16 protein-coding genes are annotated in these 20038 nt (G+C 71.7%); 3 read left to right on the top strand and 13 right to left on the bottom strand.

The features are described 5' to 3' along the window. Positions 1–105: 105 nt before the first annotated feature. From ACQPZK_RS04810 to ACQPZK_RS04795, 4 genes are read right to left on the bottom strand one after another with little or no spacing between them, the layout of a single operon-like run. Positions 106–456 carry a hypothetical protein gene (locus ACQPZK_RS04810; RefSeq protein WP_433537130.1) on the bottom strand — a complete coding sequence of 117 codons (351 nt, stop codon included), beginning with the start codon at positions 454–456 and terminating at the stop codon, positions 106–108. Positions 457–459: 3 nt separating this feature from the next. Continuing rightward, the gene (locus ACQPZK_RS04805; RefSeq protein ID WP_433537129.1) at positions 460–4479 is read right to left on the bottom strand and encodes a toxin glutamine deamidase domain-containing protein; all 4020 of its coding nucleotides are present in this window, start codon (positions 4477–4479) and stop codon (positions 460–462) included. A 16-nt stretch (positions 4480–4495) separates the two neighbouring features. Further along, entirely contained in the window at positions 4496–4828 is a 333-nt protein-coding gene (locus tag ACQPZK_RS04800) for a hypothetical protein (RefSeq protein WP_433537128.1), read from the bottom strand. Further along, the gene (locus ACQPZK_RS04795; RefSeq protein ID WP_433537127.1) at positions 4825–5247 is read right to left on the bottom strand and encodes a YbaB/EbfC family nucleoid-associated protein; all 423 of its coding nucleotides are present in this window, start codon (positions 5245–5247) and stop codon (positions 4825–4827) included. Before ACQPZK_RS04795 ends, ACQPZK_RS04800 begins: the two co-directional genes overlap by 4 nt. 78 nt (positions 5248–5325) lie before the next feature. Between ACQPZK_RS04795 and ACQPZK_RS04790 the strand changes: the two genes are divergently transcribed. Next, positions 5326–6561, top strand: coding sequence for an SUKH-3 domain-containing protein (locus tag ACQPZK_RS04790; protein WP_433537126.1), 1236 nt, complete (start codon positions 5326–5328; stop codon positions 6559–6561). Here the strand turns inward: ACQPZK_RS04790 and ACQPZK_RS04785 are convergent. Beyond that, positions 6558–8045: an aldehyde dehydrogenase family protein gene (locus ACQPZK_RS04785; protein ID WP_433537125.1), complete on the bottom strand. Its 1488-nt coding sequence runs from the start codon at positions 8043–8045 to the stop codon at positions 6558–6560. The two genes, ACQPZK_RS04790 and ACQPZK_RS04785, sit on opposite strands and share 4 nt — an antisense overlap. A 95-nt stretch (positions 8046–8140) precedes the next feature. On the opposite strand from ACQPZK_RS04785, the gene ACQPZK_RS04780 reads away from it, so the two are divergent. Continuing rightward, complete coding sequence (locus tag ACQPZK_RS04780) at positions 8141–9577, top strand: gamma-aminobutyraldehyde dehydrogenase (protein ID WP_433537124.1); 1437 nt, start codon at positions 8141–8143, stop codon at positions 9575–9577. Positions 9578–9640: 63 nt separating this feature from the next. Further along, complete coding sequence (gene gabT, locus ACQPZK_RS04775; protein WP_433537123.1) at positions 9641–10912, top strand: 4-aminobutyrate--2-oxoglutarate transaminase; 1272 nt, start codon at positions 9641–9643, stop codon at positions 10910–10912. Positions 10913–11011: 99 nt separating this feature from the next. Here the strand turns inward: gabT and ACQPZK_RS04770 are convergent, their stop codons facing one another. From ACQPZK_RS04770 to ACQPZK_RS04735, 8 genes are all read right to left on the bottom strand, one after another. Then, positions 11012–11677 carry a hypothetical protein gene (locus ACQPZK_RS04770; RefSeq protein WP_433537122.1) on the bottom strand — a complete coding sequence of 222 codons (666 nt, stop codon included), beginning with the start codon at positions 11675–11677 and terminating at the stop codon, positions 11012–11014. A 233-nt stretch (positions 11678–11910) separates the two neighbouring features. Beyond that, complete coding sequence (locus ACQPZK_RS04765) at positions 11911–12756, bottom strand: DUF559 domain-containing protein (protein WP_433537121.1); 846 nt, start codon at positions 12754–12756, stop codon at positions 11911–11913. A 282-nt stretch (positions 12757–13038) separates the two neighbouring features. After that, on the bottom strand, positions 13039–13677 hold the full coding sequence (locus tag ACQPZK_RS04760; RefSeq protein ID WP_433537120.1) for a G5 domain-containing protein: 639 nt from the start codon (positions 13675–13677) through the stop codon (positions 13039–13041). Positions 13678–14227: 550 nt separating this feature from the next. Continuing rightward, positions 14228–15439, bottom strand: coding sequence for a saccharopine dehydrogenase family protein (locus ACQPZK_RS04755; protein WP_433537119.1), 1212 nt, complete (start codon positions 15437–15439; stop codon positions 14228–14230). Next, positions 15439–16929, bottom strand: a complete 1491-nt coding sequence (locus ACQPZK_RS04750; RefSeq protein ID WP_433537118.1) for an NAD(P)/FAD-dependent oxidoreductase — start codon at positions 16927–16929, stop codon at positions 15439–15441. The genes ACQPZK_RS04755 and ACQPZK_RS04750 overlap by 1 nt, the downstream gene beginning before the upstream one ends. A 217-nt stretch (positions 16930–17146) precedes the next feature. Continuing rightward, entirely contained in the window at positions 17147–17983 is an 837-nt protein-coding gene (locus ACQPZK_RS04745) for an ABC transporter permease (RefSeq protein ID WP_433537117.1), read from the bottom strand. Next, positions 17980–18888 (bottom strand): ABC transporter permease, encoded by a 909-nt coding sequence (locus ACQPZK_RS04740; protein WP_433537116.1) that lies wholly within the window; start codon positions 18886–18888, stop codon positions 17980–17982. Before ACQPZK_RS04740 ends, ACQPZK_RS04745 begins: the two co-directional genes overlap by 4 nt. After that, positions 18885–20036 carry an ABC transporter ATP-binding protein gene (locus ACQPZK_RS04735; protein WP_433537115.1) on the bottom strand — a complete coding sequence of 384 codons (1152 nt, stop codon included), beginning with the start codon at positions 20034–20036 and terminating at the stop codon, positions 18885–18887. The genes ACQPZK_RS04740 and ACQPZK_RS04735 overlap by 4 nt, the downstream gene beginning before the upstream one ends. Between the last annotated feature and the right edge of the window lie 2 nt (positions 20037–20038).

The following is a 20038-nucleotide window of genomic DNA, read 5'->3' as shown; positions in this document are numbered from 1 at the left end:
CTCGCTCCGTGCGGAGTCATGACCCGGACTGTGGGGCCGCCATGTTCGCGGTGATGGGTGAGGCAAGCGGGCTGAGGGCTCCGTCACGATACGGCCGGACGGTGATCAACGACCGTCAGCGGGAGCTGCGGCTAAGAGGGCGTGGATGCGGTGCTCATCGGGCAGACGCCCGCCGCCAGTGACCACTTCGGCCACCGCTTCTGCCTCCGCTCGCTCAACAGTCTCGTATCGGTCGATGTTCCGGTAATCGTCGACGAAACGTGCCACGAGCCCGGTATCGACGGCCCATTCGCGAGCACGATGATCCCAAAGGATCGCTTTCCCGGCACCCGAATCCATCACGAACAGGCCAGCCGGCCCCCCGGCGCGCTCGTCATTCCGGTAGATTACGTAATAGGTCAACAAAATCTCTCTCCAAGTTAGCGGCAAGGCCATCGTCGACAGGGAAGTCGCCACGCTTCAGGCCCAACTCCTGCACCGCCTGGGCGAAGCTGATGCCCTGACCTTCCAACCACGCTCGATAGTTGAGCCACGCGCCCTGTTACGACTCACCCACTTCGCAAAACTGGTATCTTTGGGCGGGAAATCTTCTTCCAGACCGGGTGGGATGTGCTCGGGCAGCCGCTGCTCACGGTTGAGTGCGAGCATCCGCAGGAACGCTCGAGGATGCGACTCCGGTCGCCTCGGAGGCCGCCGGAGAATTTCGTAGTCGTCATGGGTCCGCAGCCACGCCTCTCGCGAATCGGCGGTGTGAAACTGCAGTTCCATGAGGATCCCGTCGGGCGTTCGGAGGGTGCTGTTGAATCCGTAGAACCTGTTACCTGCTCGCCAAAAGTTCTTCAGGGCAGCGCTGGACACGGAGAAGCCGGCCTCCGCGAGAGCAGAGAGTATCAGCCGGATAGTTCGCCCATAGCCAGAGCCGGATGGTACCTCGAACAAGAACCTCAGAACATCATTGACGGTCCCCGTGAACTCCTCGACCCCGACGGACAATCCTCGGGCCTCGTCCAGATACTTCCGGGCCAGCGATTCCAAACTCTTGACGCGGAACTCGCGGTCACGCAATTGCACCGGCTCACTCAGACGCATGGCCTCGGACACATCTCGCCCGGCCTGATTCAACGCGTGCTCGACTCGGTCGGCTGCGGCGCGTGCACGTTCGCGAAGTTCCGTCAATCCCGTCCACTCCGCCGTCGTGAGCTGTTTCAGATCGGCTGCCAGGGATTCCGGCCCGCCACCGTCCGACCGGGACGGCAGGCCGTCCGGTACCGAGCCGGGGCCGTCCAGCAACAGGTACATGCGGTTGATGTACGGGTCGCCGTGGCCGCCATCGTCGTACCCGGGTGGGTGGGTCGGCAGGTCGGGGCGTTCACTGAACCGGCCCCGGGGTAACCCGCCCAGCGGCATCGGCCGGCCGTCTCCGCCCAGTACGAGCGCGTCGATGCCGACCACGTCGGGGTACAGCGGGTGGTCGCGGACGAGGCCGGTCTGCGGGTCGACGTACAGGACCGTGCCGTTCTGGTTGAGTGCCACCCAGGCGTGTGAGCCGCCACCGGCCCACTCGGTGATCAGGAACGCGTAACTGCCGTGGCCGCCCAGGAGCAGTTGGTCGTGCAGATTGGCGTACCCCTGCCGGGCGTGCGCCGGATCGGGCGACTGGCCGGGCGCGAGTACGCGTTGGAAGCGGCCGCCGGTGACGTCCTCCACCCGGCCCGGACCACCCGCCTCACCACGGATCGGGCGTCGGATGTCGCCGTCCAGGTAACCGTCGAAGGTGCGTGGCGCGGACACCCGTGGTCGCCCGTGCACCCAGGTCTCGAAGAGCGACAGGGTGCAGTCCAGGCAGTTGATGCCACGGGTGGCGTCGGCCTGGGGGCCGCCGTCGTTCAAGAGGCGGAACCAGCCGCCCTGGCGCGGGTCGGCGGTACGTCTGACGGTGCCGTCGCGCTCGCGCGGCATCTGTCGTTCGACGTCGACCTGGTGCAGCGCGAGTGGTGGCCTGAGCCCGCCGGGCTGCCCGTACGGACGGGAGTCGTCGATCGGCGGGGGGACGTCGTCGCCGGTGAGTCGGGACGGGCCGCCGGTCTCCACCGCGCCGAGTGCGAGAGCGCCGACATCGCTGTTGGCGTGCGCGAATGCTCCGTCGGCCAGGTCGATGACGGGCGGCGCCGTGATGCCCGCCAGCACGTCGTTGGCCAGGTCACGCCAGTGGGCGTACGCGCGGGTCTCGTCGTTCGCCGCCCGCTGCCAGCCGTCGGCCCACTGCCGATGACCGCTCTGGTGCAACTGTCGGGCGTAGTTGGCGTACTCGACAGCCCTGCGGTCGTGCTCCGCCGCCCGCGCCCGCAGGCGGGCGGCCTCGGCCTGCCGGCGGTTGTTCTCGAAGCCGACCCGCTGTGCCTCGAAGTGGCCCTGGTAGCGCCGCCGCTCGGCGGCTTCCGCCTCGGCCAGCCACTGGGCCGCGTACCAGTCGTCGACGCCGGTCGTGGACTCCACCGGGTCGCCGAACGCCACCACGTCGACGGGCACCGACGCGTGACTGCGCGTCCGTTGCCGGGGTACGCGGGCCGGAGCGACCGCCTCCCGCGTCGCGGTCCACTCGGGTGCCGAGTGTCGGCCCGTCGGCGCCGGCACCGCGCTGCCGTCCGCCGTGGTCACGGCTGCGCCGTGCCTGCCGACGACGTCGGATCCGCCGGCCGTCGGCCCGGCGGACGGGAGCGGGGACGCCACCGAGGGCGCGATGGTCGGGGCCGGGCCGGCGGACGCGGCCGGCGTCGACAGCCCGCCGGTGCTCGCCGTCGCCCCTCCGACCGGAGGCACCGCCCCCACGGCCGTTGGCAGGGACGCCGACACCGGCCCGGTCGACGAGGTCACGGACGCCGACGAGGATCCGACCGCCGACGGCAGAGCGCCCGACGACGGCCCGAGCGCTGTGGGCGGGGAGGCCGCCGAAACCGACGACGACACGGCCGAGGCGGCCCCGGACAGACCGGTCGACGAGGGTACGGAGCCGGTGGCGCCCGCCGGGTCGATCGCCGCCGTCGCGACCGCCGGAGTGACGCCGACACCCGGCCCGGCGGCCGTATCGACAACACCGGCGATGGGCGCGGCGATCCCGGAGAGCGTGGGCGCCGCCGCGACGGCGGGATGTCCCGGCTCAGCAACGGCCGAGAGCGCGACATCACCACCGACCGCCGACACCACTGGACTCGCGCCGTGCCCGCCCGCTGGCAGCCCGGGGGTGCCGGCTCCTGCCGACAGCGACGCGCCGGCGGCGTCCGCGCCCACCGCTTCGGCACCATTCCCCGTCGGCGTCGACACAGCCGTCACCGGAGCAGGCATCGATGAAGATGCCACCGGCGCAGATGACACCGGCGCGGACGCCGCCGGTCCAGAGGCCGCGAGTTCCGGTGGTGGCGGCGGGATCGGCAGCGACGGGCCGGCGAGGGACGCTCCGGCCAGCGCGTCGGCCTGTGCGCGGAGCCGCGCCTGAAGGGCGTGGTCGGCCTGTGCGGTCGTCGAGCCGGTGACACCGGACGCGGCGGCGCGGACCACGTCGTCGACCGAGGCCATGCCCTGGCCGGTGGCGACGCTGGCGGCGCTCTCGGCCAGCATCTCGCCGGTCATCTCCCGACCCAGGTGCTCGCCGATACGTGCCGCCCGGCCGGTCGCGTGACGGCCCAGGCCGGCCAGCGGCGCGACCGCACCGCCGGCGAGCCCGCCGACGGCCGACGCGCCGAGGTCGGTCAGGTCGACGCCGTGGGCCCGGCCCGTCGAGTTCTGGTACGCCTGGGTGGCGAGGCTGATCCCGGATTCCTCGGCCGCCTCCTCCAACCCTTCCCGGGTGGCCCGCTTCGCGAGCCCACGTACGCCGCCCTTGGCGACCTCCTTGGCCGCGCGCTCGCCGGCCTCCTTCAGCCCGCGCCGCAGGGCCTTGCTGGCCAGCTGCCCCATGAGCCGCCTGAAGATCTGTTGGATGAGCAGCCGGGTCGCGGTGACGGCTGCGCCGGCCGCCGGGGACGCCGCGCCGGCGGTGAGCAGCGCCGCCACGGCCACCGCGAGCAGTTCGACGACCAGGATTCCCAGCTCGATCCAGACTTCGATCTTGGCGCCCTCAATGTCGCAGCCGCACTCCTCGACCAGGCGGCCCAGGTCGGCGGTGACCGCGAGCAGCACCGGCAGGGGCGCGTCGTCGCCCTCGGCGATGGCCCGCCAGGCCGCCTCGAAGGCGGCGTCGACCGCGCCGACACCGCCGTACCCGCTGCGTACCTCGGTGGCGGCCGCGGCGGCGTCGGCGTGCGGGCCGGCGAGGACACCGGCGACCGCGTACCACCGGTCCGCGAGGTCCCAGACGGCCCGTTCGTTGCCCTCGGGCCACTGCACGCCGATGGCCCAGTCGAGGGCCTCGTAGATCCAGCCGGGTACGTCCCAGGGCGCGTAGTCCAGCGGGTGTGGGATCGGGCTGGGCAGCACGCTCATCCGGGTCGCCCTGCCGTCAGCGCTGGTCGGCGGCCCGGTCGAACCGGGCGGCGCTGCTCTGGTCGGTCTGCACGCTCGCGTCGACCGCGCTGACCACGTCGGCGCCCATCTCGGTCAGCCGCTGACCGACGCCCGCCCAGGCACGCAGCACGGTCTGCTCGATGCCGCGGTAGCTCCGCTCGAACGCGGCGCCGATGTCGTCGCGCCCCCACGGGTGAGCGCCGCTGGCGGCCTCGATCCCACCTCCATCCGCCGCGCGACGGGCCGTCACCGCCTCGCCGGACAGGGCCAGGTCCGCGCCGCCGCGCCGCGCACGGGACGCGTCGAGCCAGAGCTGCCCGTCGGTCATGCCGACGCCTCGCGGCGGCCGAGCACGGCGTCGGCACGGCCGAGCAACGCGCCGAAGTCGCCGGTACGCAGGAATTCCGCTGAGCCGACGCCGGCCGGCATGGTCTCGGCGACCAGGTCCTGGGTGGCCTGGGTGGCGGCCGTCACGGCAGCCCGGATCGTTTCGGTGATCTTCCGGCCCAGAGCCTCGGCGTCGCGGACCCGGTAGACGGCCGGAGCCAGGACGACCTCGATGACCTGGCCCTGCGCGCCGACGGTGGCCGTGACGTGACCATCCGGTGAGCTGCGGGTCACCCGTAGCTCGGCGAGCCGCGCCGTAAGAGTGTCCAAACCAGACCTGAGCTGCTGGTACTGGCCGTACACGTCGTCGAATCGGGCTCGTAGCTCGCGATTGACGTCCCGATCCACCCGTTCGCTCACCGCCGCTCCTCCCGTCACCGTCGGTATCCAAGACCATACCGGCCGCCATCGATCCGTGTAGTCCGGTAGTTTCGATGTGTGATCGACCGTCAGCAGGCCGAGCAGCTCGCGTCCGCCTGGGCTCGGCGCGACTCACAGCGCCTCGGCCACGAGTGCATCCCGGTCGTCGACGAGTTCGACCTCGGCTTCGTCGTCACCTCGATGGTGTCGAGCGGGGCGCGGGCGATCCCCGGCGACCTGCCGACGACCGTCATCGACAAGCGCACCGGAAAGGTCACCACCTGGCCCCGCGTACCGGCCACGGTGGTGGCGGACCTCTACCGGCGCAGTCAGCCCAGTGGGCCGACCGCGCCGCGCACGGTCGACGCGTCGAGCCTGCTGATCCGGGAGATCCACCGGGGTCCGACGCCGAACACCGTGGCGCATCTGACCCTCGACGGTCGCATCTGGACGGCCCAGGGCACGAGAGGCCCCGCCAACCTGAACCACCACCCGCTCGTGCGCGCCTACCTGGACGAGAGGCCTCCGGGCGAGCTGGTACGCGGCGTCGAGTGTCACGCCGAGCTGATGGTGATCTCCGACGTGCTGCACGAGTACGACCACCGTCGGGCCGCCGAGGGCATCGAGCCGATGGGACGGGCCGAGGCCGCCGCACTGCTGGACGCCGCCCGCTTCGAGATCTTCCGGATCCGTGAGCCGGGCGATCCGGCCGGCGGCGCCGCGGAGCTGCCCTGCGACTCGTGCATCGCGTTCCTGGTACGCGCCAACGTCCTACCGGAGGCGGCACGCGCCTATACCGAGACGTGGCGCGCACCGGCCGCGACCGACCCCGACCCGGGGCGCTTCCCGCCCGAGGTGGCGAACGCGCTGGTGGCGGCGGGATGGCGACCGCACATCGGCGACCAGATCATGGCGGCGGCCGGGGTACGGGACGTCACCGCCGTACCCGGGAGGACCCACCGACACGAGGTCTTCCCCGCCGCCGTGGAGGCGTTGACCGCGTTCCCCAGCCTGGTGGGCGCCCGACGCGGCCCGGGCGAGCAGGTGTGGATCTCCCGTTTCGACATCCGTCCGCACATGATCGCGCACACCGCCGACACGCTCGCCGACTTCGGCGCGGTGCTCGGCGTACGGCTCTTTCCGATCGGCACCGAGCAGCAGGACAGCATCCTCGCCGTCGACGAGCGGGGCCGGATCTTCGCCCTCGACCAGGCCGGCGACTGGTTCCTCGGCGAGAGCATCGACGCCGCGCTCACCACGTTGCTGCTCGGCCGCGCCCCCGCCCGGGTGCGCGACGACGGCACCTGGGCCTAGAGCGGAATCCCGGTCAGCACCATGACGCGTGGTTCGGTGTAGTCGTCCATCGCGCTGCGCAGCCCTTCCCGGCCGACGCCGCTGCCCTTCACCCCGCCGTACGGCATCTGGTCCGCCCGGTACGACGGCACGTCGCCGACGATCACGCCGCCCACCTCGAGGACTCGCGCGGCGGCGAAGGCCACGTCCAGCCGCCGGGTGAACACGCCGGCCTGCAACCCGTACGCCGAATCGTTGACCGCGGCGAACGCGGCCTGGTCGTCGGCGACCGGGGTGACCACCAGCACGGGCCCGAACACCTCCTCGGCGACGACCTTGGCGTCCGCCGGCACGCCGGTGAGGACGGTCGGGGGGTACGACGCGCCGTCGCGCACGCCGCCCACCTCGACCGTCGCGCCGGCCACCACCGCCTCGGACACCCACTCCTCGACCCGGCGGGCCGCGTCCTCGGAGACCATCGGGCCGACGTCGGTCGACTCCGAGGCGGGGTCGCCGGTGCGTAGCGCGCGCACCGCCGCCACCAGCCGGGGCAGGAAGTCGGCGTACCGCGCGTGGTGCACGTACACCCGCTGCACGGCGATGCACGACTGGCCGGCCTGGTAGTTGGCGAAGGTGGCGATGCGCTGCGCCGCGAAGTCCAGGTCGTCGGCGGACGTCCAGTCCGCGCAGAGCACCGCCGCCGCGTTGCCGCCCAGTTCCAGCGTCACGTGCTTGTCCGGTACCTGCCGCCGGATCGCGGCCCCGACGGGCCCGGACCCGGTGAACGACACGACCGGCAGTCGCGGGTCGGCGACCAGTTCGGCGGCGCGGTCGTTGGGCAGCGGCAGCACCGAGAACATGCCGGTCGGGAGGTCCGTCTCGGCCAGCAGTTCGCCGAGCAGCAGCGCGGACAGCGGTGTCGCCGGGGCCGGCTTGACGATGATCGGCGCGCCGACCGCGATGGCCGGGGCGACCTTGTGCGCGACCAGGTTGAGCGGGAAGTTGAACGGCGCGATGCCGAGCACGGGCCCCTTCGGTACCCGTCGGACCAGGGCGATCCGACCGGTGGCGGCCGGGTCGGTGTCGAGCCGTTGCAGCTCCCCCGAGAAGCGTCGGGCCTCCTCGGCTGCCCACCGGAAGGTGGACACCGCCCGCCCGACCTCGGCGCGCGCCCACTTCACGGGCTTGCCGTTCTCGGCGGTGATCAGCGCCGCGACCTCGTCGGCTCGCTCGGCGAGCCGCCGGGAGACGTGGTCCAGGGCCGCCGCACGGACGTGCGCGGGCAGGGCCGCGGCCTGCGCGGCCACCCCGGCCGCTGCCGCGACAGCGGCCTCGACCTGGTCGCTGGTGGCAAAGGTGGTACGCCCCACCGCGCGACCGTCGTACGGGTGGTGCACGGTCAGCTCGCCCGTGCCGGAGACGGGACGGGAGGCGACGAAGAAGGGTGCGGGCTCCACGCCGTGCAGCGTAGACGAGACCGCAGCCGACGGAAACAGTCGCCGCATCCCTTGTCTGCTGCGGATTCAGTAGCGAAGATGGCAGGCAGATTGCGATAACCGCCGCAGACCGCATCCCCGGCCCCCCTCGGAGTGATCCCGTCATGAGTGACCAGCAGCAGCTGCGCAACTTCGTCAACGGCTCCTACGTCGACCCGGCCGACGGCGGCTACGCCGATCTGGTCGACCCCTGCACCGGGGAGGTGTTCGCGCAGGCGCCGATCTCCGGCCCCGCCGACGTCGACGCGGCGATGAGCGCCGCCGCCACCGCCTTCGAGAGTTGGCGGGAGGTCACCCCCGCCGAGCGGCAGAGGGCGCTGCTCAAGCTCGCCGACGCCGTGGAGGCACGGGCCGCCGAGCTGGTCGACGCCGAGGTACGCAACACCGGTAAGCCCCGCCAGCTCACCGCCGAGGAGGAGCTGCCGCCGGCGGTGGACGAGTTCCGGTTCTTCGCCGGGGCCGCCCGCCTGCTGGAGGGGCGCTCGGCCGGGGAGTACCTGGCCGGGCACACCTCGTACGTGCGGCGCGAGCCGATCGGGGTCTGCGCCCAGGTGACCCCGTGGAACTACCCGCTGATGATGGCGATCTGGAAGATCGCCCCCGCGCTCGCCGCCGGCAACACGGTCGTCCTGAAGCCGTCGGACACCACGCCGGTGTCGACGCTGCTGCTCGCCGAGATCGCCGCCGAGTTCTTCCCGCCGGGGGTGTTCAACGTGGTCTGCGGCGACCGCGACACCGGTCGTACCCTCGTGTCACACCCGACCCCACAGCTCGTGTCGATCACCGGCTCGACCCGCGCGGGCATGGAGGTGGCCGCCGCGGCGGCCCCGGACCTGAAGCGCACCCACCTGGAGCTGGGTGGCAAGGCCCCGGTGGTGGTCTTCGACGACGCGGACGTGGCCGCGGCGGCCGAGGCCATCGCGGTCGGCGGCTACTTCAACGCGGGGCAGGACTGCACGGCGGCGACCCGGGTGCTGGCCGGACCCGGCGTCCACGACGACTTCGTGGCGGCGCTCACCGAGCAGGCCCGCGCCACGAAGACCGGCGCGCCGGACGACGCCGACGTGCTCTACGGTCCGCTGAACAACGCCAACCAGCTCGCCCGGGTCAGCGGCTTCGTCGACCGGTTGCCCGACCACGCGGCGCTCCAGACCGGCGGCGCCCGGCAGGGCGAGCGCGGCTACTTCTACACGCCGACCGTCGTGTCGGGGCTGCGGCAGGCCGACGAGATCATCCAGGACGAGGTGTTCGGTCCGGTCATCACCGTGCAGCGCTTCTCCGACGAGGACGAGGCGGTGCGCTGGGCCAACGGCGTCGACTACGGCCTGTCGGCGTCGGTCTGGACCCGCGACCACGGCCGGGCCATGCGGATGACGCGACGGCTCGACTTCGGCTGCGTCTGGGTCAACACGCACATCCCGTTCGTCTCCGAGATGCCGCACGGCGGCTTCAAGCACTCCGGGCACGGCAAGGACCTGTCGGTCTACAGCCTGGAGGACTACACCCGGATCAAGCACGTCATGCACAACATCGAGGGCTGACCGGTGAGCGCGAGGAGTGAGCCGGATTTGCGAGCCCCGCAGTCGCGAACGAAGAGCGGCGCGGTGGCGACGTCCGAGGAGTTGCACAAGCGGCGTGCCGGTGCCGTGGCCCGCGGCGTTGGCAGCGTCGTCACGTCCTACGTGGACTCCGCCGCGGGCGGGACGATCACCGACGTCGACGGGCGGGAGTGGATCGACTTCGCCGCCGGCATCGCGGTGACAAGTGTCGGTAACTCCGCGCCGAAGGTGGTCGAGGCCGTCCGCGCGCAGGTCGAGCGGTTCACGCACACCTGTTTCATGGTCGCGCCGTACCAGTCGTACGTGGCGGTGTGCGAGCAGCTCAACGAGTTGACGCCGGGCGGGTTCGAGAAGCGGTCGGCGCTGTTCAACTCCGGCGCCGAGGCGGTGGAGAACGCCGTCAAGATCGCCCGGCACGCCACCGGACGACCGGCGGTGGTGGTCTTCGACCACGCGTACCACGGCCGCACCAACCTGACCATGGCGTTGACCGCGAAGAACATGCCGTACAAGCACCGGTTCGGGCCGTTCGCCGGCGAGATCTACCGGGTGCCGATGTCGTACCCGCTGCGCGACGGCGGGCTCTCCGGGGCGGAGGCGGCGGCACGGGCCATCGAGATGGTCGAGAAGCAGGTCGGCGCGGAGAACGTCGCCGCGCTGCTCATCGAGCCGATCCAGGGTGAGGGCGGTTTCGTCGTACCCGCGGCGGGCTTCCTGCCCGCGCTGCGCGCGTGGGCGACGGCGGCCGGAGTGGTCTTCGTCGCCGACGAGATCCAGACCGGCTTCTGCCGGACCGGCGACTGGTTCGCCTGCCAGCACGAGGACGTCGAACCCGACCTGATCACCCTCGCCAAGGGCATCGCCGGTGGCCTGCCCCTCGCGGCGGTCACCGGTCGGGCGGAGCTGATGGACGCGGTGCACGTCGGCGGACTCGGCGGCACGTACGGCGGCAACCCGATCGCCTGCGCCGCCGCGCTGGCCACCATCGAGACCATGCACGAACTGGACCTGACCGGCGCGGCCCGCCGGATCGAGTCGGTGCTCGCACCCCGCCTCCGGGCCATCACCGAGCGAGACCCCCGGATCGCCGAGGTACGCGGCCGGGGCGCGATGCTCGCCGTCGAACTGGTCCAGCCCGGCACCCTCGTCCCCGACCCGACCGCCACGGCGGCCATCTCGGCGGCCTGCCACGCCGCCGGCCTGCTCACCCTGACCTGCGGCACGTACGGCAACGTGCTGCGCTTCCTACCGCCGCTGGTCATCTCCGACGCGCACCTCACCCGGGGCGCCGACATCCTCGACGCGGCGTTCGACTGACCGCCGGTGGAGGGGCCCCGTGTTGTGGGGCCCCTCCACAGCAACGTCAGGCGGCGCTGACGCGGGCCGAGGGACCCGCGTCGGACCCCTCGGCCCGCGTCAGCGCAGCACCTCGACCGTGTTGTTGCGGACGAGGTTCTTGCCCGGCTCGCGGATCTGGTCCATCGCCGCGGTGTTGAGCAGCACACAACTCCCCGACGGGCCGGTCACCGTCACCGTGGTCGCCCGGTTGTTGTCCAGATTCGTCACCCGCAGCCGCGTGCCGACGGGGAACTGCCCGCTGGTCGCCGCCGGGGCGGCGTTCTCGGCGAAGAAGGTGATCGCACCCGAGCAGGCCGAGCCGGGCACCGGACGCGGCGCGGCGGGCGAGGCGGCACCGGGGCGTACCCCACCGGGGGCGGGCTGGGCGACCGCGCCGTCCAGCTTCTCCACCACGTTGCGGCGGATGACATTCTTGCCCGGCTCCCGCACCAGCTCCATGGCGGCGGCGTTGAGCAGCACACAACTCCCCGACGGTCCGGTCACCGTCACCGTGGCCGCGCGGTTGTTGTCCAGATTCGTCACCCGCAGCCGCGTACCCACCGGAAACCGGTCGCTGGTCGCCGCGGGCGTCCCGGCTTCCGCGGAGAACGTCACCGAGCCGGAGCAGACGGACGACCGTGCCGGAGCGGTGTCGGCGAACCCGAACCCGGTCCCCACCGCCACCCCCGTGGCGGCAACCACCGCCACGGTAGCCGCCAGCACATGCTTCCGCTGCACCCTCATCGCCGTCACTCCCGCCCTAGCCGATATCCGTCAGCCCTTGATACGGAAACCACCCCCCAACCGTTCAGTCCCACCCTCGCCCCTGGCCCCGGCCCCGGCCCCGGCCCCGGCCCCGGCCCCGGCCCCGGCCCCGGCCCCGGCGATCTTGCACTTTGTGTTGTCCAAATGTCACTGTTGTGGGCTTTAGTCGCCACAGGAAGTGCAAGATCGGCGAACTGGAGCCGCGCTGAGGGCTACGAGAGGGCTCGACGGACTGTGGCTTTGATGTAGTCGGGGCGGCGGTAGAGGTCACGGTCGGTGAAGTAGCGCATCCGCCAGCCGGTCGCATCCAGCCAGTTGACTCGCTCCCGGTCGTGGCGAAGGCGATCGCGGTCCAGGTGCGACAGGCCGTCGTACTCGACACCAACTCGTCGCTCCCGATATCCGAGGTCGAGCCGATAGAGCGGAATGCCGAATCCGTCGGTGACCCACAGCTGCGGCTCGGGCGCGGGCAGCCCTCCGTCAACCAGGATCAGCCGCAATTGACTCTCCTGCCGACATTCCGCCCGGCCATCTGCCAGCGGTATGAGCTGGCGGGCCTGCCGTACCCCGCGCAACGCGTCGTGAGCAGACACCTCGGCCAGCAGGTCATCCTGGCTCACCGCGCCTGACCGGAGCGCCGCGTCGAGCACCGGCAGCGCGTCGAGCCGACGAACGGCACGTGCCAGGTCCACCGCACACCGGGCCGCCGGCACGCAGGGCAGACCTCCTACCAGGACCGGTTCGACAGGTAGAACCGTCCGGTGGACGACGACCCCGGGCAGGCGCGGCTTCGGCACCTTGGCAGGCAACTGGACGTGCACCAGATCCTCCCGCAGGACGCCGAAACCGTGGCGGCGGGCGGCGCTCTGCCGGGCCAACATCGCCCCGTCGGGCAGGCGGAGTAGCAGCGCCCGCAGCAGGTCTTCGTCATCGCAGGACTCAGCGGCGTACACGCCCCTGCGGACCCGCCGAAGTTCCTCGCGGTCGAGCCGGGTCCGAATTCGCGCCACGGTGAGCTCCCGCATCAGAGCATCCGTCCGCCACAACTGAGTAGCCATGCCGGAAGGCTGACCGCCCAGCCACCACAAATGCTGCCCCGCCCCCACACCCTGTGGACAACGAAGCCCTCTGTGGAAAACCCCCACCCCAGACCCACACGTGCTAAGGCCCTCCCCCCGCGCCCTAATCCCGCGCCCCACCCCCGCGCCCCACCCCGCGCGCCGATCTTGCAGTTTCTGTTGTCGATACGCCCTCTTCGAACGGGAATGTGACCGCAGAAAGTGCAAGATCGACGGGGCGGGGCAGGGCGGGGCCCGCGGGCGCGCCGGGGGGGGGGTGGGTTAGTCGCAGCCGTAGCCGTCGTTGTCGCGGTCCAGGTCGTAGATGTCTTCGCCGATGACTTTGACTACTCCGTTGACGTAGGCGGGGCCGTTGCCGCTGCCGCCGGCGCAGTCGACGTCGCTCGCTATCGGGACGCAGGGGCTGTAGTTCGGGTCGCAGTTGGACTTCTTCTTCGTGCCGATGGCGACGACCTCGGTGACGGGCTGCTTCGTCACGGTGGACTTGACCAGCTTCTTGCCGGTCTGCACGCCATCGGTGGTGGTCACCTCGTAAGTCAGTGTCCGCACGCCGTCCACGCCCTTGGTGCGGACCACCCGCTTGCCCTCGGCCAGCGACGCGTCCTTGACGGTGCGCTCACTGTGCCTGATCGCGGTTCGCTCGGTCACGGTCGTCACCCGCACCACCGGCGAGGGCGCGGCACTGGGGGGTGCGGCACTGGAGGGCGCGGCGCTGCTGGGCGCCACCTCCGGGGACTGGGCTTGGGCCAGCGCGTCCTGTGTCGGTTCGGCGGGTGCCGCGGCGACGGGTCGTGGCGGCTCGTCGGCGGCGGTGCCCGTGCTCTTCGGCTCCGGCTCGCCGACCAGCGCGCCGACGATGGCGGTGCCGGCACAGCAGAGCAGCAGGACGGAGAGCAGCACCGAACCGAGGATCACTGCAGCGCGCTGGCCTGGGCTGGCGCGGCGGAACCAGTTTCGGACGGCGGATGACTGTGGTCCGGGGCCGTACGGCGGTGGATGCCCAGGCCCGGGTGGTGGTTGCATCGTCACGCGGAGAAGTGTCGTCGCAATCACTGTCCGCAATATCCACCGTCGCGCTGATTGCCTGCGCCGTTTGCCTGGCGTCGATCAATCGGTGGGCGCGATCTCCATCGCCGACCGAGCCGGCCGGGTGACAAGTCGACAGGTCGACTGGCCGTTGAGCCCGTCAAGCCGTGACCAATAGTGCGACCAGCCCCGCTACCAAATACCCGCCAACCGCCCAAATCCCGCAAACTCCAATCCGCCCCCCAACAACCCAACCCACCCCCCAAGAACCCCTGTCAGCAAACCGTCACCACCCCACCCCACCCCGTCGATCTTGCACTTTCTGTCGAAGTTATGCCCGATAGGCGAATAATGCCGCCACAGAAAGTGCAAGATCGACGCGAGCGGGGGCGGGGCGCAAACGGGGACGGGGGGCGCGGGGCGGTTAGGGGGTGGGGGTTTCGCGTAGACGCCAGGGGGAGCCGTAGTTTGTCAGCAGGTCCAGGAAGGGTTTTGGCGGTAGGGCTTCCGGGCCGAGGACGCCGACGCCGGTCCACGCGCCGGTGGCCAGCAGTTCGAGCGCCACCACCGGGTTGACGGCGGTCTGCCAGACGACCGCCTGGTGGCCGTACTCGCTCATCGACCACTCGTTGTCGACCACGTGGTAGAGGTAGACCTCCCGGGGCTGCCCGTCCGGGCCCAGCCCGCGTACCCAGGTGCCGGCGCAGGTCTTGCCGCGCATCCGCTCGCCGAGGGTGGCCGGGTCGGGCAGGCAGGCCGCCACCACGTCGCGCGGGGACACGTCGACGCCGCGTATCCGTACCGGGGAGACGCCGTCCAGGCCGAGCTTGTGCAGCGTCTTCAGGACGTCGATGAACTCCTCCCCGAGCCCGTACTTGAAGGTGACCCGGCGGGCCTTGACCCAGCGCGGGATGAGCAGCACCTCCTCATGCTCCACGTTGACGCACTCGACCGGCCCGATGCCCTCCGGGAAGTCGAAGACCTCCGGCTCGCTGAACGGCTCGGTGGTGTACCAGCCACGGTCGGCCTCCCAGATCACCGGCGGGTTGAGGCACTCCTCGATCGTGGTCCAGATGGAGAACGAGGGCGCGAAGTCGTACCCGTCGACGGTCAGGTTCGCCCCGTCCCGCACGCCGACTTCGTCGATCTCGCTGAACAGCTCGTCGGCGGCGTACCGGGCGAACACATCGGACAGTCCCGGTTCCACCCCGATGCCGCCGAGCGCCAGCCGCCCGGCCGCGGACCAGGCGTCGGCGCGGGCGAACTGTTCGTCGCCGAGTTTCACGCCGGTCTCGGCGTGCGGCTGCGACGGGTGTGGGCGGGACAGCGACATCGCCATGTCCAGGTAGTCCGCGCCGGCCGCGAACGCGCCGTCGAAGATGGGCATGACGAAGCGCGGGTCGACGGCGTTGAGGACGTGGGTTATCCGGTGTTCGCGGCAGAGCGCGGTGATCGCGTCGGCCGAGGAGGCGTCGACCTGGGCGGCGACGAAGCGGTCGCCGTGCCCGGCCACCGCGCGGGCCGCGCGCTGCGGGTCGTGGTCGGCCACGACCATCGTCTCGAAGAAGGACCGTCGGGCGGCGATGGCTACGGCGGCGGAGCCGACGCCACCGGCGCCGACGAGCAGGACACGCATCAGGAATCAAACCCCAAACCAAGACGATCGAGAGTACGGAGCCACAGGTCCCGCCGGCCCCCACGCGCATCGGCACGGGCCATCGACCGGCGGGTTAGATTGATGCCTACCGCTCGGACGGGTTCCGGCGGAAACGGCAGGGGCTTGCGACGGACGAGGTCGAGCCGGGTCAGCGGGGTGTCCTCGCCGGCCAGCAGGTCGAGGAGCACCCGCGCGGAGAAGCGGGTCGCGCCGACGCCGAGGCCGGTGTACCCGGCCGCGTACGCCAGTCGGCCGCCGAAGGCGGTGCCGTAGAACGGGCAGAACCGGGTGCAGGTGTCGATGACACCGCCCCAGCGGTGAGTGAAGCGCACGTCCGCGAGCTGCGGGAACGTGGTGAAGAAGTGCTGCGCGAGGGTGGTGAAGGTGGCCGGACGCTGCTCCAGCTCCGGGGCGACCCGGTTGCCGTAGTGGTAGACGGCGTCGTAGCCGCCGAAGAGGATCCGCCCGTCGCCGGTGATCCGGTAGTAGTGGAACTGGTTGCCGGTGTCGGCGAGCCCCTGCCGGTTGTGCCAGCCGATCGCGTCGCGCTGCGCCGGGCTGAGCGGCTCGGTCATCAGGACGTGGTCGTAGACGGGCACCACGTACGCGCGCAGCCGCCGCAGCAGCGGCGGAAACGCGTTGGTGGCCAGCACGATCCGGCGGGCGCGGACGACGCCGGGGCGGCCCGGCGCGTGGCCGACGGGGTAGCGCGCGCCGGCCGGGTGGCGTGCATCGGCCGGGTGGCGCGCGCCGGCCGGGTCGGTGCCGAGGGTGTCCGCCCGGAGCGCGACTCCGTCGGCGCGCAGGCCGGTGACCCGGGTGTGCTCGTGCACGCGTACGCCCGCGTCGAGGCAGGCGCGGCGCAGCCCCCAGGCCAGTTTCGCCGGGTCCACCATGGCGACCCGGTCGGCGTCGACCATCCCGCCCAGGTAGGTGGGTGAGTTGACCTCGGCGCGTACCTCGTCGGCATCGAGCAGCCGCACCCGGTGGCCGTACCGGCGGGCCAGCTCCGCGTCGGCGACCAGCCCGTCGAGCTGGTACGGCTCGACGGCGACGGCCAACTCGCCGGTGCGCTCGAAGTCGCAGTCGATGCCGTACTCGGCGACGGTGTCGGCGATGGCGTCCAGGTTCTCCCGGCCCAGGCGTTCCAGCTCGCCGATCTCGTCCGGGAACCGGTCGACGCCGTTGGCGAGGCCGTGGGTGAGCGAGGCGGCGCAGAACCCGCCGTTGCGCCCGGAAGCGGCCCACCCGCAGGTGCCCGCGTCGACGAGGAGCACGTCCCGGTCCGGGTCGGCACGCTTGGCCTCCAGCGCGGCCCAGAGCCCGCCGTACCCGCCGCCGATCACCAGCAGGTCGGCGGTCTGCACGCCGGCGAGCGGCGGCAACGGGTCGGGCCGCTCCTTGCGGTCGAGCCAGTACGGCACGGGCGCCGCGTCGGCCAGCGCCCGGCCGATATGCGCGGACGTCATGACGGCCGTCCCCGCGCCCAGGACGAGCGACTGCCGGCGGGACAGCCACCCCGACTGGCGCGCCGGCCTGCGGCGGGACAGCCACCCCGGCCAGCGCGCCGGCTCGCCGCGAAACCGCCACGCCGATCCGCGCGCCGGCCCACGGCGGAACAGACGCACCGATCAGCGCGCCGGACCCCGGCGGGACAGACGCCCCGAGCAGCACGCCGGCCCGGGGTCACGACGGCCGCCGCGCCTGCGGTGTCGTCCCGGCCAGCAGGTTGGCGCGGCGTTCCCGCCGCCAGCGCAGCGAGCTGAGCCCGACCAGCAGCAGCGCGATCGCGAACATCGCGGTGCCGATGACGTTGACCTGCGGCGGGATGCCCCGCTGGGCGGCGCCCCACACGTACATGGGGAACGTGACCGTCGTACCGGCGTTGAAGTTCGTGATGATGAAGTCGTCGAAGCTCAACGAGAAGGCCAACAGGGCGGCGGCCACGATGCCGGGCAGCACCAGCGGCAGGGTGATCCGCCGGAACGTCTGCCACTCGCTGGCGTACAGGTCCATGGCGGCCTCCTCCAGCCGCCGGTCCATCCCGGCGAGGCGTGCCTTCACGGTGACCACCACGAACGACACGCAGAACATGACGTGCGCGATCACGATGGTCCAGAAGCCCTGCGGCACCCCGGCCGACACGAACAGGGCCAGCAGTGACGTGCCCATCACCAGCTCCGGTGTCGCCATCGGCAGGAAGATCAGCACGTTGATCCCGGCTCGGCCCCGGAAGCGGTGTCGGACCAGCGCGAACGCCATCAGCGTGCCGAGCACGGTGGCGACGACCGTGGCGAGAAAGCCGATCTGCACGCTGCGGACGACCGCTTCGCACATGTCCGAGGTGGCGCAGGGCTGCCGCCAGTTGTCGAGGGTGAACTCGTTGAAGTCGTACGACAGTCGGCTCGACGGGCGGTTGAACGACAGCCCGGCCACCACCAGGATCGGCAGCGACAGGTAGCCGAGGACCAGCAGCGCCACGATCATCACCCAGCGGTCGGCCAGCCAGCGGGAAACCCTCACAGGACCTCCTCGGTTCCAGCCCTGCGCAGGTAGCCGAAGACCACCGCGAGGATCGCCGCCATCAGCAGGAACGACAGCGCCGCTCCCTGCGGGTAGTCCAGCCGGACCAGGAACGCCGAGTCGATGACGTTGCCGACCATGTACTCGTTGGGGGTGCCGAGCAGTTCGGCGTTGATGTAGTCGCCGCTGGCCGGGATGAAGAACAGCAGCGTGCCGGCGACCAGGCCGGGCATCGACAGCGGCAGGGTCACCCGCCGGAACGCCTGGACCGGGCTCGCGTACAGGTCGGTGGCCGCCTCCAGCAGCCGGCCGTCGAGCCGCTCCAGGCTCGCGTACAGCGGCAGCACGAGGAACGGCAGGAAGTTGTACGTGAGGCCGAGCACCACCGCGAACGGTGTCGCCAACAGCCGACCGTCGGGCGCGAGCAGGTGCACGTCGCGCAGCAGGCCGACGAGCGCGCCGTTGTCCGACAGGATCGTCTTCCAGGCCAGCGTACGGACGAGGAAGCTGGTGAACATCGGCGCGACCACGCACACCAGCAGCAGGTTCTTCCACCGGCCGGCCTTCTGCGCGATGGCGTACGCCAACGGGTAGCCCAGCAGCAGCGCCACCACCAGGGCCAGCCCGGCGTAGCCGAACGAGCGCAGAAGCTGCGGCCAGTACGCCTGCACCACGTCCGGGTAGTTGCCGAACGCCCAGGTCATCGCGTACCCGGTGGAGAGCGAGCCGCTGGGGTCGTACAGGCTCGCGGCGGCGAGCTGCAGCAGCGGCACACCGAAGAAGACGAGCAGCCAGGCCGCGCCGGGCAACAGCAGCAGGTACGGCAGGAGGCGGTACCGCCCGGACCGGTCCGCCGGTGCCGCGGGCGGCGGCTCGCCCGTCTTGGTGGGCGTCAGGAGGGTCACGACGACGCACCCACCGGCTCGTCGAGCACCGGGGACGTCCGGTCGACGTCGGCGGCGTCACGGGGCAGCAGGAACGCGTGCCGTGGATCCCAGTGCGCCACGGCCTCGCCGCCGACCGGCACCGGCGTCGCGGTACCGCTGTTGGCGGCGAAGACGGACAGTTCGGTGCCCCAGGCGGTGCGCAGCAGGTACTGGGTGCTGACGCCCACGTAGGAGGCGTCGGTGACCACACCGGTGACGTGTTGGTGTCCTTGGGGGACCTGGTCGGCGGAGCCGACCAGTTGCAGCTTCTCCGGGCGTACCCCCAGGTGAACCGGACCCCGGTCGGCGCGCGAGCGGCCGGCGGGCACCGAGAAGCGCGAACCGTGCGCCGTCACCGCGACCTCGCCGCCGCTCGTGCCGGCGGCCTCGCCGGCGAGGAGGTTGGACTGGCCGAGGAAGTTCGCCACGAACGCGGTGGCCGGGAACTCGTAGAGGTCGACCGGAGCACCCTGCTGCTCGATGCGGCCGGCGTTCATCACCGCGACGGTGTCGGCCATGGTCATGGCCTCCTCCTGGTCGTGGGTGACGTGCACGAAGGTGATGCCGACCTCGGTCTGGATGCGCTTCAGCTCGATCTGCATCTGCCGGCGCAACTTCAGGTCGAGCGCGCCCAGCGGCTCGTCGAGCAGCAGCACCTGCGGCTTGTTGATCAGCGCGCGGGCCAGCGCGACCCGCTGCTGCTGGCCGCCGGAGAGCTGAGCCGGGCGGCGCGGGCCGAAGCCGTCGAGCTGCACCAGCGACAGCATCCGCCGGACCTCGTCGTCGACCGAGCGGATGCCGCGTCGACGCAGCCCGAAGGCCACGTTCTCGAAGATGGTGAGGTGCGGAAAGAGGGCGTAGCTCTGGAAGACCGTGTTCACCGGCCGCTTGTACGGCCGCAGCCGGGCGATGTCGGTGTCGCCGAGCAGCACCTGACCGCTCGTCGGCTCCTCCAGCCCGGCGATCATCCGCAGGGTGGTGGTCTTGCCGCAGCCGGACGCGCCGAGCAGCGCGAAGAACGAGCCCTGCGGGATCGTCAGACCGAGGTCGTCGACGGCGGTGAAGATGCCGAACCGCTTGGTGAGGTTGGCCAGGCGCAGGTCGCCGGCGGGTGTCTCGCGCGCCATCC

This window comes from Micromonospora sp. CA-249363 (genome assembly GCF_050950185.1).
Classification (GTDB): domain Bacteria; phylum Actinomycetota; class Actinomycetes; order Mycobacteriales; family Micromonosporaceae; genus Micromonospora.
Note: the sequence above shows the minus strand (reverse complement) of the source record. Positions and strands in the feature narration are given on the sequence as shown.